The sequence below is a fragment of the Bradyrhizobium sp. RDM12 genome, assembly GCF_051917485.1.
Classification (GTDB): Bacteria; Pseudomonadota; Alphaproteobacteria; order Rhizobiales; family Xanthobacteraceae; genus Bradyrhizobium.
Window position 1 is genome coordinate 1,379,921 of record NZ_CM133064.1, and the last position, 14,398, is coordinate 1,394,318.

Below are 14,398 nucleotides of genomic sequence, written 5' to 3' on the forward strand. Positions count from 1 at the left end.
CGCGCATCCCGGTTTGCGCGAACTCCGCCGTTCTAACACGCGAGCGCCGAATTCGTCCCATGACAGATGCGTCATGGCAGACGCCATGGTGGGCCTCGACGGCAAAACACTGGCCAAGCCGGCAAGGATCGCCATATAAGGCAGGCGAAATTCGGGAATTTTCATGAGCGCGCTGGCCAATCACGCATTTGCCAAGATGAACGGCATCGGCAACGAGATCGTCGTTGTCGACATGCGCGATTCCGCAGGAAAGGTCACGCCGGACGACGCCCGTGCGGTGGCCTCCGCGGACGGCGGCGTGCCCTATGACCAACTCATGGTGCTTCAGAAGCCGCGGCTCGACGGCACCGAAGCCTTCATCAGCATCTACAACAGTGACGGCTCGGAAGCTGGCGCCTGCGGCAACGGCATGCGCTGCGTGGTGCGGCAGATTTTTGGGAAGAGCGGGCAAACCACGGCGACCTTCGAGACCGCGGCCGGCCTGCTCAATGCCTGGCAGGGGCCGGCGCCGGACCTCTACACCGTCGACATGGGCGCGCCAAAGTTCGGCTGGCAGGACATTCCGCTGGCGGAAGAGTTTCGCGACACCCGCTACATCGAATTGCAGATCGGGCCGATCGACCAACCGATCCTGCATTCGCCGTCCGTGGTCAGCATGGGCAATCCGCATGCGATCTTCTGGGTCGACGACGTCAACGCCTATGATCTCGCGCGCTTTGGTCCGCTGCTGGAAAATCATCCGATCTTCCCCGAGCGTGCCAACATCACGCTCGCCCACATTGTCGATCGCGAGCACATCACGATGCGCACCTGGGAGCGCGGTGCGGGTCTCACCAGGGCTTGCGGCTCGGCGGCCTGTGCGACTGCGGTTGCGGCTGCGCGCCTGAAGCGGACCGAACGCAAGGTCGAGATGACGCTGCCCGGCGGCAAGCTCGGCATTGAATGGCGCGAGCGCGACGACCACGTGCTGATGACGGGCACGGCGACCTTCGAGTATGAAGGCAAATTCGATCCGGCGCTGTTCGCGCCGGCCGGGTAATGGCTGTCGAGGTCGTCACTTTCGGCTGCCGCCTCAACGCCTTCGAGGCCGAGGTGATCCGCCGCGAGGCGGAGGGTGCCGGTCTCTCCGACACCATCGTCATCAATAGTTGCGCCGTCACCAACGAGGCGGTGGCACAGGCGCGGCAGTCGATCCGGAAGTTGAAACGCGAACGGCCCGGGGCGCGCATCGTCGTTACCGGCTGCGCGGCGCAGACGCAGAGTGGCATGTTCGCTGAAATGCCCGAGGTCGACCGCGTCGTCGGCAATGACGACAAGATGCGCGGCGACGCCTGGCGCGAGGCGCGCGAGGCCTTCGATCTCGGTGCCAGCGAGAAGATCGCCGTCAGCGACATCATGGCGGTGAAGGAGATGGCGCCGCATCTTCTCGACGGCTATGCGAACGGCCTGCGGCGCGTGTTCGTGCAGGTGCAGAACGGCTGCGACCATCGCTGCACCTTCTGCATCATTCCCTATGGCCGCGGCAATTCGCGCTCGGTGCCGATGGGCGCGGTCGTCGATCAGGTGCGGACGCTGGTCGAGCGCGGCCATGCCGAGATCGTGCTGACAGGTGTCGATCTCACCAGCTACGGTGCCGATCTGCCGGGTGCGCCAAAGCTCGGCCTGCTGACGAAGCAGATCCTGCGGCATGTGCCGGAGCTGAAGCGGCTGCGTATCTCCTCGATCGATTCGATCGAAGCGGATCGCGATCTGTTGGATGCCATCGCCGACGATGCGCGGCTGATGCCGCATCTGCATCTGTCGCTGCAATCCGGCGACGATATGATCCTGAAGCGCATGAAGCGGCGGCATTCGCGGCAGGACGCGATTCTCTTCTGCGATCAGGTGCGTCGCCTGCGGCCGGACATCGTCTTCGGCGCCGACATCATCGCGGGCTTTCCGACCGAGACCGAGGGGATGTTTTCCCGCTCGCTCGATCTGGTCGAGGAGTGCGGGCTGACGTTCCTGCACGTTTTCCCTATTCCCCGCGCCCCGGCACGCCGGCCGCGCGGATGCCGCAGGTCGCCGGCGGTGCGATCAAGGCGCGTGCAAAGCGGCTGCGCGCGGCTGGCGCGGTTGCGTTACGGCTGCGGCTGCAAGCCGAGATCGGCGCGACGCGTGAGGTGCTGATCGAGAGCGACGGGCAGGGGCGCACGGAGCACTATCTGCCGGTGGCGATTGCGGGCGAGCGCGTGGGAAGCGTCGTGCCGCTCACGATTGCCGGCAGCGATGGCGCGCGGCTGAGGACATAAATAAAAGGTGTCGTCGCGCGGCTTGACCGGGCGACCCAGCAAGCGCAGCTTCTCCGTATCCCACTAATGTCCCTGGAATACTGGATCACCCGCTTTCGCGGATGATGGCACCGTCAGTTTGACGAATGGCGCGTCGCTACGACGCCCGCACCTGCCAGAATCGCAGCGTGCGCCGTGCATTTTCCGGCGACATGCGTGAGAAATTGTTCTGCGCCCTCGCAACATCCGCCGGCTTCATTGCACCTGTCGCAAAGCGGCTTTCGAGCACGGCGGCGGTGGTCTCCCAGCTCAGCTGCGCCGCCTTGCACGGCACCAGCATGCCGTCTTCGCGCAGGCTCTGCATCAGCGGGCGAATCACCTCGACCGTCGATCCTGACAGTGCCGCCAGCGCGGCCACGGCCTCTTCGTAGCGCCGCTGCCTGGCGAAGCCGAGCAGCGTCGCCTCGTTGAGCTGACCGGATGCCTTGAGATCTCGCGATCGCGCGCTTGGCGCCCTCGAAGTCGCGGACCCCCGACATCTCGCGCTCGACGCCGACGGTAACGGCGGCGATCGCACTCTGGATTTCGTCGAACAGATCGGGCGGCGCGCGCGACAGCAATCGCGTGCGAACCGTGTCTGTCGCCGAGCGCAGCAATTGGCGGCGCAGCTCCGACGGCAGGTCGACCCGGACGCCGACGCTCACCGCGAGTTCGGGATCGCTCTCGGCCTGTCCGACGACAACGGCGAATCCCTTTCCGGACATGCGCGCGCCGGGATTGGCGGCGAGACGGCGGCTGACGCTCGGATAACGGCGCGCCAGCAGCGCGTCGGTGACGATCTCCCTCAGCCACCAGCGGCCGGCGACCGCGAGCAGATGCGGCTCGCCTTTGGACGATGCGATCTTGACCAGCTCGCTATCGTGGAGGCGCGCGGATTCCTGCAGCACGGGGCCGGCAATGCGGATCTCGTCATTGTTGGCGAGGCGGCGGATGACGGACGGCGGGGCCTGCGCGATCGGCGCAAGCTGGGCACTGATTTCGGCGAGCGCCACGCGTGCACCCATGTCGGCGATGGCGCGCAGCTCAATGGTGCCGATCAGGCGCTCGAGCACGTCGTCGAACAGCGCGATCTGCTCGTCGTCAAAACTTCCGGCGGAGGACAGGAACAGGTCGGTGACGCGCCGGGCCGTTTCGAGGCCCTTTTCCGCCGAACCGACTCGAATGGCGGCTTCAATCTCGTCGATGATCGATAGTTCGGCCGTGGGCATGACGCGTTGCTCGTCCTGAGCGGATGACGGAAGCTTGTTCTAAGCAACCGCTATCATTAGAGACGAGCACTGAACGTTTCGTAAACCATCGAGCAATGACCTCGCCCTGGGGAGCCGCCAAAGTGGGTGTCTCGAAGGCTGGCCATGGGCGAGATCGGGTCTTTCATGGTTCGAGACGGCCGCTACACGGCCTCCTCACCATGAGGCACTGACGCGCCTATTCCCCGTTCCATCCGCAGGCGCGGAGCTTCTTATGCATGTGGGGCGGGGCCGGTGCGACGACGCGGACCGGCTCCTTGTTCCGGGAGATCGGCACCACGATCTCGCGGGAGTGCAGGTGCAGCTTCGGCTCACCGAAACGCGGGCCGTTGCCGTAAATGTTATCGCCGAAGATCGGCCAGCCTGTCGCAGATGAATGCACCCGCAACTGATGGGTCCGGCCGGTCACCGGTTCCATGGCGAGCCAGGTGAACCCGTCACCCCGACCCATCACTTTCCAGTTCGTCACGGCCTTCTGCCCCTTCGGATCGGGCTTCTGCCACCAGCCGCGTTCGGCGTTAAGCCGGCCCAGCGGCATGTCGACCGTGCCTTCGTCCTCTGCAGGGCCGCCCTCGACCACGGTCCAGTAGGTCTTGCCGATCTTGCCGTGCTTGAACAGCAGGCCGAGCGAAGCGGTCGCCTTGCGATGGCGGCCAAGCACAAGGCAACCGGAGGTGTCCTTGTCCAGCCGGTGGGCCAGCACCGGCGGACGCGGCAAGCCGAAACAGAGCGCGTTGAAGGAGGCTTCCAGATTGGCGCCGCCCTTGGGGCCGCGATGCACCGGCAGTCCGGCCGGCTTGTCGATGACCAGCATCAGCCCGTCGCGATGGAGCACGCGCGACTGGATCTCCTCAGCGGTCAATTCGGGAACATCGAGCAATTGCAAGACTTTCGTTTAAGAGCCGGAACGGCTAACACACCGCCACCATGAACGATACCACCCCCGAGACCCCCAAGCTGAGCTGGTGGCGCCGCCTGTCCAACGGGCTGAAGCGCACCTCGTCCTCGCTCGGGACCGCGGTCGCCGACCTCGTCATCAAGCGCAAGCTCGACCGCGCCATGCTCGACGACATCGAGGACGTGCTGCTGCGCGCCGACCTCGGCACCTCGGTCGCGGTGCGGATCGCGGACGCGGTCGGCACCGGGCGCTATGACAAGGCGATCTCGGCCGACGAGGTCAAGGACGTGGTCGCGACCGAGGTCGAGAAGGTGCTGGCGCCGGTGGCGAAGCCGCTTGAGATCGATACGGCCAGGAAGCCGTTCGTGATCCTCGTGGTCGGCGTCAACGGGTCCGGCAAGACCACGACGATCGGAAAACTCTCACAGAAATTCGCCTCCGAAGGCCGCAAGGTGATGCTGGCTGCCGGCGACACGTTTCGCGCAGCAGCGATCGAGCAGCTCAAGGCGTGGGGCGAGCGCACCAGGACGCCCGTGATATCAGGCGCGCAGGGCTCCGACTCGGCGAGCCTCGCCTTCAATGCGCTGACGGCGGCAAAGGAGCAGAGCATCGATGTGCTCCTGATCGACACCGCCGGCCGCCTGCAGAACAAGGCCGAGCTGATGAACGAGCTCGAGAAGGTCGTGCGCGTCATCCGCAAGGTCGATGCTTCGGCGCCCCATGCGGTGCTGCTGGTGTTAGATGCCACCGTCGGCCAGAACGCGCTGTCGCAGGTTGAGGCCTTCCACCGCACCGCTGGGGTGACGGGCCTCGTGATGACCAAGCTCGACGGCACCGCGCGCGGCGGCATTCTGGTGGCGCTCGCGGAGAAATTCAAACTGCCGGTGCATTTCATCGGCGTCGGCGAAGGCGTCGACGATCTCGCGCCGTTTACCGCGCGTGATTTCGCCCGTGCGATCGCCGGAATCGAATCGTAGGTTTCTTTCGTCGTGCCCGCCTCTAGTGCGCAATTGCGCACGGGGGCGGGGCACCCAGTACGCCGCGCCGCTGATTGTAGATCATGGGCCCTCGGAATACTGGATCCCCCGCCTTCGCGGAGGATGACAACAAAAAAGGTCAGGTAATGGACAAAACCCAGCCGCATCCGCTGTTCAAGCTTGCGACCGAGCTCGGTCCGCTGCTCGTGTTCTTCTTCGTGAATGCGAAGTTCAATCTGTTCGCCGCGACCGGCGCGTTCATGGTCGCGATCGTGGCGGCGATGATCGCCTCCTATGTGGTGACGCGCCATATCCCGATCATGGCGATCGTGACGGGCGTCATCGTGCTGGTGTTCGGCACGCTGACGCTGGTGCTGCACGACGAGACCTTCATCAAGGTCAAGCCGACCATCATCTACGGCCTGTTCGCCGCGATCCTCGGTGGCGGCCTGTTGTTCGGCCGCTCCTTCATTGCCGTGATGTTCGACCAGATGTTCAACCTGACCCCGCGGGGCTGGCGCATCCTGACGCTGCGCTGGGCGCTGTTCTTCGCCGGCATGGCGGTGCTGAACGAGATCGTCTGGCGCACCCAGAGCACGGATTTCTGGGTGAACTTCAAGGTGTTCGGCGTCACCCCGCTGACGATGATTTTCGCCATCGCCCAGATGCCGCTGACCAAGCGTTACGGTGTAGAGCCGGTGTCGCTGGAGACCAGCGAGGCTGAGGCGGGGGATGTGAGGAAGGGCTGAGGCTCGCCACACGCACAGCTGTCGTCGCCCGGCTTGACCGGGCGATCCAGTAGTGTGCCGAGTATGAACGACAGCTTGGAGGTGGAAGTCCTCTATCCAGCCTGATGACGGCGAAGGATTAGCAAAGCGCAAGGGCGTCATCGCGAGGTGGGGTCTGAAGACAGCGTGGAGCAAAGCCGCGGCCCGATGAACAAACACCGGATAACGAGGCCTACCCGACCGGACGAGCGAGCTACTGATCGCGAAGTCCATAGTCATCAAGGGCCGGGGTGGTAGATCCGGCGGGCGTGCGGCGAAGGCGGTCGATCTTACCTCGGGAGGTCTGCACGGTGTCCCGGCAACGGGACTGAGGTCGCCGCAAGGCGGCCTGACCGCAGTGCAGAAGTCAGCAGAGGGCATAGTAGGCGGCGGCGCGCCGCCGAAGGCCTGAACGGTGGAAGAGGCCAGTAGAGCGGCGATCTCGTGCGAGCCATGCGGCAGAAGAATCAGGTCGAGCTGAACTTGGGCACCGGGGCGGAGGGTGAAGCCCGAAGCGCTGCCGCCCGAGAGCCTGAAGCCTGCACGGCGGAAGCCTGTCTCGAACGCCCGGCGGTCGCGGGACCGTCGATGGAAGACGTTGTCGGGCGTGAGAACCTGAAGGCAGCGTTGGCGCGAGTGAAGCGCAATAAGGGTGCGGCAGGCGTTGACGGGATGACCGTCGGCGAACTGCCGGCCTATCTGAAGGAGCACTGGCTCACGATCCGCGTCCAGTTGCTTGACGGCACCTACAAACCGCAGCCGGTGCGGCGGGCGGAGATACCGAAGGCGTCGGGTGGCCTGCGGCCGCTCGGCATTCCGACGGTGCTCGACCGCTTCATTCAGCAGGCGGTGATGCAGGTGCTGCAGGCGGATTGGGACGGAACATTCTCCGAGACGAGCTTCGGCTTTCGGCCGGGCCGCTCGGCGCATCAGGCGGTGGAACGAGCGCAGGCGTATATTGCGTCCGGGCACACTGTCGTCGTGGACATCGACCTGGAGAAGTTCTTCGACCGGGTCAACCACGACATCCTGATGGGGCTCATTGCCAAACGGGTTGCTGACAAGCGTCTCCTGAAGCTCATCCGCAGCTTCTTGAATGCGGGTGTGCTGGAGGGAGGATTGGTCAGTCCGACGGAAGAGGGCACGCCGCAAGGTGGACCGCTCTCGCCGCTGTTGTCGAACCTGATGCTGGATGTGCTGGACAAGGAGCTGGAGAAGCGCGGCCATCGCTTCGTGCGCTACGCCGACGACTGCAACATCTATGTGCGCAGTCAGAAGGCGGGTGAGCGGGTGCTGGCGGGCATCGAACGTTTCCTCGAAAAGCGCCTCAAGCTGAAGGTCAACAGGGCCAAGAGTGCGGTGGCCAAGCCGAGCATCCGCAAGTTCCTGGGCTTCAGCTTTACCCGCGAGCCGCTGCCACGACGGCGCATTGCGCCGCAGGCGATCGCCCGCTTCAAGGCGAGAGTTCGGGAGCTGACGCGACGCACGTGTGGCCAAAGCCTTGCGCAGACTGTCAAGGAGCTGTCACGCTATCTGATCGGATGGCGTGGCTACTTTGGCTTCTGCCAGACGCCGTCGGTGATGCGCGCACTTGACGAATGGATCAGGCGGCGGTTGCGCGCCATCGCCTGGAAGCAGTGGAAGCGTGGACCGGCTCGCTTCGCCGAGCTGCGACGCCGCGGCGTCGGCCGGGTTCTGGCGGCAAAGACCGCCGGCAGCCCACGTGGCCCTTGGCGGCTCAGCAACAGCCCCGCGCTCAACATTGCCGTGCCAAAAGCTCTCTTCGGTTCGCTCGGTCTGGCTTCCATCGCGGCACAGCGGCCTGCATAATCCATCGAACCGCCGTATACGAGACCCGTACGTACGGTGGTGTGGGAGGGAGTCGCGAGACCTCCCCTATCCCGATCCCCGAGACGATTGTGGTTCAACGATAGGCTGCGGCGTACTGGATGCCCCGCCTTCGCGGGGCATGACAGCAGTGAGGGATAACGATCAGCTCCCCGCCTTCAACGCCTTCTCCATCTCCGGCAACAGCACCGTCCGCAAATTCTCCGGCGTGATCGGGCCGACCAGCTTGTAGACGATAGTGCCTTCGCGGCCGACGACGAAGGTCTCGGGCACGCCATAGACGCCCCATTCGATCGAGGCGCGGCCATTGGCGTCGGTGCCGACACGGCCGAACGGGTTGCCGTAGCGGCCGAGGAAGCGCCGCGCGTTGTCGGGCGCATCCTTGTAGTTGATGCCGACAAGCTGGAACCGCTTGTCCTTGGCGAGTTCGGTCAGCAGCGGCGCCTCGTCGTGACAGGGCACACACCAGGAGGCCCAGACGTTGACGAGGCTGACCTTGCCCTTGAACGCGGCGGGATCGAGCCCGGGCACCTGCGCGCTGTCGGTCTGCAATCCCTCGAGCGGCGGCAGCGTGGTTTGCGGCGCGGGCCGGCCGATCAGCGCAGAGGGAATTCGCGAAGGATCGCCGCTGCCGAGGCGAAACCAGAACAGCACGGCAAGGGCGATGAAGGCGAGCAGCGGCAGCACCATCAGGAAGGTGCGGCGCTGCGGCGGTGCCGAGGTCGATTGCTCGCTCATAATGTGTTCACGGCAGTTCGGCCCGAGCGGCGGGTGACGCCGCTGCGGTCGAGCTCGCGCAGACGCTGCGTCTGGTTGCGATAGTCGATGAAGACCCAGCCGATCAGGATCGCGACGACGATGGCGGCGGCGGCATATGACGTCACGATAAAGAACGCGTAGGGACCAAGCGACATGATCACGCAGCTTTCTGACTGGCCTGCATCATCTGCAGCGAGCGCACGCGGCGGCGCAAGATCTCGTTGCGCATCGCAGCCAAATGAAGCGTGACGAACAGCAGCGTGAATGCCACCGCCATCACCAGGAGCGGAATCAGGAATGCTTGGTCGAGGGTCGAGCCGCCCATGCGCATCACCGAGGCCGGCTGGTGCAGCGTGTTCCACCAGTCGACCGAGAATTTGATGATGGGCAGATTGATTGCGCCGACCAGCGTCAGCACGGCGGCGGCGCGCGCCGCGCGCGAGGGATCTTCCACCGCGCGCCACAGCGCCATCAGGCCGAGATACATCAGGAACAGGATCAGCACCGAGGTCAGCCGCGCATCCCATTCCCAATAGGTGCCCCACATCGGCCGGCCCCATAGCGAGCCCGTGAGCAACGCGAGGAAGGTGAAGCTGGCGCCGATCGGTGCTGCGGCCTTGGCGGCGACGTCGGCGAGCGGATGCCGCCACACCAGCGTGCCGAGCGAAGCGACGCTCATGACACCCCAGACGAACATCGACAGCCACGCATTGGGCACGTGGATAAACATGATCTTCACGGTTGCGCCCTGCTGATAGTCGTCGGGCGCGAGAGCGGATTGATAAAGGCCGATCGCGAGCAGGATGACGGTCGCGGCCGCGAGCCACGGCAGCACCCGCGCACTCAGCGCGAGGAACCTGGTGGGGTTGGCGAGGTCGATCAACGTCATTGTATCCTGATAATCACAGGGCGGCGCTCACGCAATCAGCATGAAAGCACGCAGCGAAAGTTGATCGGGCTCAAGGTCAATCCAGTCCATGCTTCAAGCTCGCCGCCGCCGCAAACGGGCCGATCACGAGGCTGGCCAGCGACAGCGCGCAGAGAATCGAGAACGGGGCGCCGAATGACAATGGTCTGGTGATCGCCGCCTGCGAGGCCGCAACCCCGAAGATCAGGACGGGAATCGACAGCGGCAGCACCAGCACGGCCATCAACAGCCCGCCGCGATGCAGCGTCACCGCCAGCGCCGCGCCGATCATGCCGGTAAAGGTTAGCGCCGGCGTGCCCGCCAGCAACGTCAGCGCCACCGCACCGGTCGCGACCATGTCGAGGTTGAGCAAGAGGCCCAGCACCGGGGTTGCGACAATCAGCGGCAAGCCGGCGGCCAGCCAATGCGCCAGTGCCTTGGCCGCGCACGCCAGTTCCAGCGGCGTCCGGCTCATCGTGATCAAATCGAGCGAGCCGTCCTCGTGGTCGGCCATGAACAGCCGGTCCAGCGTCAGCAGGTTGGCCAGCAGCGCGCCGAGCCAGAGGATGGCGGGCCCCAGCCGCGACAACAGCGCCAGGTCCGGCCCCACCGCAAACGGCATCAGCACCACCACGGTCAGGAAGAACAGCGCGCCGATCAGCGCCCCGCCGCCGACGCGGAGCGCGATCCGGATGTCGCGGCGGATCAGGGCGGCGAGGGCGGTCATGGAACGCTCCCATCCTGCTGCAAAGGCAGTGCGCTCCCTCCCCCTTGTGGGGAGGGCGGGGAGAACCGCGGGGAAGGTGCTCGTCGGAGATACGCCGCCAGCAAAGGAGCGCCTGCTTCCCGAGCGCCAAAATCGGAATGCCCTGCCGTGTGGCCCCCCCCCCCTGGCCCTCCCCCACAAGGGGAGGGAACGGAGAGAGCGGAGGCTGGGCGCTTGAAAAGCTGAGGGTCCATCGGAATCACACCATTCCCCCGATCCGCAGTTCGCGCGGATCGATCCCCAGCGGGGCATGCGTCGCCGCGATGATCAGGCCGCCGCGCGCCAGATGGTCGCGCATCAGGCTGCCGAACATATCCTGGCCGGGGAGATCCAGCGCATTGGTCGGCTCGTCCAGCAGCCAGACCGGGCGGCGGCTTGTGAGCAGGCGGGCCAGCGAGAGCCGGCGGCGCTGGCCGGCCGACAGGAAGGCCGCGGGCAGATCGGCCGCGTGGTCGAGGCCTACGGCGGCGAGGCTTTCAGCTGCGTCAAAACGCTCCCCGCCCAGAAAATCGGCCCAGAATGACAGATTTTCCGCCACGCTTAGCGCCGGTTTGAGGGCATCGCGATGGCCGAGATAGTGGCATTGCTCGGGCAGCGTCATTTCGGCGTCGCCCCCGTCCAGCACGATCCTGCCGCCAGCCGGAATGAGCAGGCCGGCAATCAGCCGCAATAGCGAGGTCTTGCCCGATCCGTTGCGCCCCGTCACCGCCACGGCCTCGCCGGAGACCGCTTCGAAGTCGAGCCCGGAAAACACCTCGCGGCCGCCCCGCACGCAGGTGAGCCCCTGTCCAGAGAGCCGCATCTCGCCTCGTTTCAACCCGCTCAAAACCGGGCCTCAGGAAATCTTGGGGTAGCGCATCAGAATTTTTGGCTCGCGAATTGCTGCGGTACGATTGAGGCTGTGGCGGCGCGGTTAGAAAGCTTCTATAAGCCCGGAACTACTTGATGCAGCAACTCAACCTGCCCCTGCAAGCGACGCAGCCTGCTACGCTGACGGTGTTAAGATACCCCTTGCCGGGTATAACTAACAATTGGGATTTCCTACATGACCTCGCTCGACAGCTTCAAATGCAAAAAGACCCTCAAGGTCGGCGCCAAGACCTACGTCTATTACAGCCTGCCTACGGCCGAGAAGAATGGTCTGAAGGGGATTTCGAAACTTCCCTATTCGATGAAGGTCCTGCTCGAGAACCTCCTCCGCAATGAGGACGGCCGCTCGGTCAAGAAAGAGGACATCGTCGCGGTCTCGAAGTGGCTGCGCAAGAAATCCCTGGAGCACGAGATCGCGTTCCGCCCGGCGCGCGTGCTGATGCAGGACTTCACCGGCGTGCCGGCGGTGGTCGATCTCGCCGCGATGCGCAACGCGATGCAGAAGCTCGGCGGCGAGCCTGAAAAGATCAACCCGCTGGTGCCGGTCGATCTCGTCATCGACCACTCCGTGATCGTGAACTTCTTTGGTGACAACAAGGCTTTCGGCAAGAACGTCGCCGAGGAATACAAGCAGAACCAGGAGCGCTACGAGTTCCTGAAGTGGGGCCAGAAGGCGTTCTCGAACTTCTCCGTCGTGCCGCCCGGCACCGGCATCTGCCATCAGGTCAATCTCGAATATCTCTCCCAGACCGTGTGGACCAAGAAGGAGAAGATGACGGTCGGCAAGAAGACCGGCACCTTCGAGGTCGCCTATCCCGACTCGCTGGTCGGCACTGACTCGCACACCACGATGGTGAACGGTCTCGCCGTGCTCGGCTGGGGCGTCGGCGGCATCGAGGCGGAAGCGTGCATGCTCGGTCAGCCGCTGTCGATGCTGCTGCCCAACGTCGTCGGCTTCAAGCTGAAGGGCGCGATGAAGGAAGGCGTCACCGCGACCGACCTCGTGCTGACCGTCACGCAGATGCTGCGCAAGCTCGGCGTGGTCGGCAAGTTCGTCGAGTTCTTCGGCCCCGGCCTCGACAATCTCTCCGTCGCCGACAAGGCGACCATCGCCAACATGGCGCCGGAATATGGCGCGACCTGCGGCTTCTTCCCGGTCGACGCTGCCGCGATCGATTACCTCAAGACCTCCGGCCGCGCCGCACCGCGCGTCGCGCTGGTGCAGGCCTATGCGAAGGCCCAAGGGCTGTTCCGCACCGCCAAATCGGCCGATCCGGTGTTCACGGAAACGCTGACGCTCGACCTCGCCGATGTCGTGCCGTCGATGGCCGGTCCGAAGCGTCCCGAAGGCCGCATCGCGCTGCCGTCGGTCGCCGAAGGCTTTTCGCTCGCGCTCGGTACCGAATACAAGAAGACCGACGAACCCAAGAAGCGCTTTGCCGTCGAAGGCAAGAACTTCGACATCGGCCACGGCGACGTCGTCATCGCCGCCATCACCTCCTGCACCAACACCTCGAACCCGAGCGTCTTGATCGGCGCGGGTCTGCTCGCGCGTAACGCAGCCGCGAAGGGCCTCAAGGCAAAGCCGTGGGTAAAGACCTCGCTCGCGCCGGGCAGCCAGGTGGTCGCGGGCTATCTCGCCGATTCCGGTCTGCAGGCTGATCTCGACAAGGTCGGCTTCAACCTGGTCGGCTTCGGCTGCACCACCTGCATCGGCAATTCCGGCCCGCTGCCGGAGGAGATCTCGAAATCGATCAACGACAACGGCATCGTCGCCGCCGCCGTGCTCTCCGGTAACCGCAACTTCGAAGGCCGCGTCTCGCCGGACGTGCAGGCGAACTATCTCGCCTCGCCGCCGCTGGTCGTCGCCCACGCGCTCGCCGGCAGCGTCACCAAGAACCTCGCCGTCGAGCCGCTCGGCGAAGGCAAGGACGGCAAGCCGGTGTATCTCAAGGACATCTGGCCGACGACGAAGGAGATCAACGCCTTCATGAAGAAGTTCGTGACCGCGTCGATCTTCAAGAAGAAGTATGCCGACGTGTTCAAGGGCGACACCAACTGGCGCAAGATCAAGACGGTCGAGAGCGAGACCTATCGCTGGAACATGTCTTCCACCTATGTGCAGAACCCGCCCTATTTCGACGGCATGAAAAAGGAGCCGGAGCCGGTCACCGATATCGTCGAGGCGCGCATCCTCGCCATGTTCGGCGACAAGATCACCACCGACCACATCTCGCCGGCCGGTTCGATCAAGCTCACCTCTCCCGCTGGCAAGTATCTCAGCGAGCACCAGGTGCGTCCCGCCGACTTCAATCAGTACGGCACGCGTCGCGGCAACCATGAAGTGATGATGCGCGGCACCTTCGCCAATATCCGCATCAAGAACTTCATGCTGAAGGGCGCGGATGGAAACATCCCCGAGGGCGGTCTCACCAAGCACTGGCCCGACGGCGAGCAGATGTCGATCTACGACGCGGCGATGAAGTACCAGCAGGAGCAAGTGCCGCTGGTGGTGTTCGCCGGCGCCGAATACGGCAACGGCTCCTCGCGCGACTGGGCTGCGAAGGGTACGCGTCTGCTCGGCGTGCGCGCCGTGATCTGCCAGAGCTTCGAGCGCATCCATCGCTCCAACTTGGTCGGCATGGGCGTGCTGCCGCTGACCTTCGAGGACGGCACCTCCTGGTCGTCGCTCGGCCTGAAGGGCGACGAGAAGGTGACGCTGCGTGGGCTTGTCGGCGACCTCAAGCCGCGCCAGAAGCTGACCGCGGAGATCGTGTCCGGTGACGGTTCGTTGCGGCGCGTTTCGCTGCTGTGCCGCATCGATACGCTGGACGAGCTCGATTATTACCGGAACGGCGGCATTCTGCACTATGTGCTGCGCAAGCTCGCGGTCTAAGCGCGAATTTGTGAACGGTGGCTCACCGCGACGTGAGTAGAAGGTTAAACGAAGGCGGCCTATCACAGGGTCGCCTTCATGCGTTACGGATGCTTCGGATGGATTCGCCCCACCGTACACTTCGCATCGGACG

11 protein-coding genes and 2 pseudogenes are annotated in these 14,398 nt (G+C 64.7%); 6 read left to right on the plus strand and 7 right to left on the minus strand.

Features of this window, described 5'->3' with window-relative positions; genetic code table 11:
* Nucleotides 1-163: 163 nt before the first annotated feature.
* Nucleotides 164-1,039, plus strand: coding sequence for a diaminopimelate epimerase (dapF, locus tag ACTGJ9_RS06555; protein ID WP_456676406.1), 876 nt, complete (start codon nt 164-166; stop codon nt 1,037-1,039).
* Nucleotides 1,039-2,291: pseudogene (mtaB, locus tag ACTGJ9_RS06560) on the plus strand (tRNA (N(6)-L-threonylcarbamoyladenosine(37)-C(2))-methylthiotransferase MtaB). Before dapF ends, mtaB begins: the two are co-directional and overlap by 1 nt.
* A 136-nt stretch (nt 2,292-2,427) precedes the next feature.
* Here the strand turns inward: mtaB and ACTGJ9_RS06565 are convergent.
* Together ACTGJ9_RS06565 and ACTGJ9_RS06570 are read right to left on the minus strand one after the other, a co-directional pair.
* A pseudogene (locus ACTGJ9_RS06565) lies at nt 2,428-3,334 on the minus strand (DUF2336 domain-containing protein).
* Nucleotides 3,335-3,755: 421 nt separating this feature from the next.
* On the minus strand, nt 3,756-4,457 hold the full coding sequence (locus ACTGJ9_RS06570; protein ID WP_456678455.1) for an RluA family pseudouridine synthase: 702 nt from the start codon (nt 4,455-4,457) through the stop codon (nt 3,756-3,758).
* 47 nt (nt 4,458-4,504) lie between these two features.
* Between ACTGJ9_RS06570 and ftsY the strand changes: the two genes are divergently transcribed.
* From ftsY to ltrA, 3 genes are all read left to right on the plus strand, one after another.
* Entirely contained in the window at nt 4,505-5,452 is a 948-nt protein-coding gene (gene ftsY / locus ACTGJ9_RS06575) for a signal recognition particle-docking protein FtsY (protein ID WP_456676407.1), read from the plus strand.
* A gap of 146 nt (nt 5,453-5,598) precedes the next feature.
* Nucleotides 5,599-6,201, plus strand: coding sequence for a septation protein A (locus ACTGJ9_RS06580; RefSeq protein WP_456676408.1), 603 nt, complete (start codon nt 5,599-5,601; stop codon nt 6,199-6,201).
* A 471-nt stretch (nt 6,202-6,672) separates the two neighbouring features.
* A complete protein-coding gene (gene ltrA, locus ACTGJ9_RS06585) occupies nt 6,673-8,049 on the plus strand; it encodes a group II intron reverse transcriptase/maturase (RefSeq protein ID WP_456676409.1) in 1,377 nt (458 codons plus the stop codon).
* A 162-nt stretch (nt 8,050-8,211) separates the two neighbouring features.
* On the opposite strand, the gene ACTGJ9_RS06590 is transcribed toward ltrA, so the two are convergent.
* From ACTGJ9_RS06590 to ccmA, 5 genes are all read right to left on the minus strand, one after another.
* Nucleotides 8,212-8,805, minus strand: coding sequence for a DsbE family thiol:disulfide interchange protein (locus tag ACTGJ9_RS06590; RefSeq protein WP_456676410.1), 594 nt, complete (start codon nt 8,803-8,805; stop codon nt 8,212-8,214).
* Nucleotides 8,802-8,987 (minus strand): heme exporter protein CcmD, encoded by a 186-nt coding sequence (gene ccmD / locus ACTGJ9_RS06595; protein WP_456676411.1) that lies wholly within the window; start codon nt 8,985-8,987, stop codon nt 8,802-8,804. The genes ACTGJ9_RS06590 and ccmD overlap by 4 nt, the downstream gene beginning before the upstream one ends.
* Entirely contained in the window at nt 8,984-9,715 is a 732-nt protein-coding gene (locus ACTGJ9_RS06600; RefSeq protein WP_456676412.1) for a heme ABC transporter permease, read from the minus strand. The genes ccmD and ACTGJ9_RS06600 overlap by 4 nt, the downstream gene beginning before the upstream one ends.
* Nucleotides 9,716-9,791: 76 nt before the next feature.
* A complete protein-coding gene (ccmB, locus tag ACTGJ9_RS06605; RefSeq protein WP_456676413.1) occupies nt 9,792-10,460 on the minus strand; it encodes a heme exporter protein CcmB in 669 nt (222 codons plus the stop codon).
* 238 nt (nt 10,461-10,698) lie between these two features.
* On the minus strand, nt 10,699-11,301 hold the full coding sequence (gene ccmA / locus ACTGJ9_RS06610) for a heme ABC exporter ATP-binding protein CcmA (RefSeq protein ID WP_456676414.1): 603 nt from the start codon (nt 11,299-11,301) through the stop codon (nt 10,699-10,701).
* A gap of 243 nt (nt 11,302-11,544) precedes the next feature.
* Between ccmA and acnA the strand changes: the two genes are divergently transcribed.
* The gene (gene acnA, locus ACTGJ9_RS06615; protein WP_456676415.1) at nt 11,545-14,265 is read left to right on the plus strand and encodes an aconitate hydratase AcnA; all 2,721 of its coding nucleotides are present in this window, start codon (nt 11,545-11,547) and stop codon (nt 14,263-14,265) included.
* The last annotated feature ends 133 nt before the right edge of the window (nt 14,266-14,398 follow it).

Bases quoted from the DNA above. Each gene is read 5' to 3' on its own strand.
- ACTGJ9_RS06590 (WP_456676410.1), bottom strand. From the start codon at position 8,805: ATGAGCGAGCAATCGACCTCGGCACCGCCGCAGCGCCGCACCTTCCTG.
- acnA (WP_456676415.1), top strand. From the start codon at position 11,545: ATGACCTCGCTCGACAGCTTCAAATGCAAAAAGACCCTCAAGGTCGGC.
- ACTGJ9_RS06600 (WP_456676412.1), bottom strand. From the start codon at position 9,715: ATGACGTTGATCGACCTCGCCAACCCCACCAGGTTCCTCGCGCTGAGT.
- ccmA (WP_456676414.1), bottom strand. From the start codon at position 11,301: ATGCGGCTCTCTGGACAGGGGCTCACCTGCGTGCGGGGCGGCCGCGAG.
- ACTGJ9_RS06580 (WP_456676408.1), top strand. From the start codon at position 5,599: ATGGACAAAACCCAGCCGCATCCGCTGTTCAAGCTTGCGACCGAGCTC.
- dapF (WP_456676406.1), top strand. From the start codon at position 164: ATGAGCGCGCTGGCCAATCACGCATTTGCCAAGATGAACGGCATCGGC.
- ltrA (WP_456676409.1), top strand. From the start codon at position 6,673: ATGCGGCAGAAGAATCAGGTCGAGCTGAACTTGGGCACCGGGGCGGAG.
- ccmB (WP_456676413.1), bottom strand. From the start codon at position 10,460: ATGACCGCCCTCGCCGCCCTGATCCGCCGCGACATCCGGATCGCGCTC.
- ftsY (WP_456676407.1), top strand. From the start codon at position 4,505: ATGAACGATACCACCCCCGAGACCCCCAAGCTGAGCTGGTGGCGCCGC.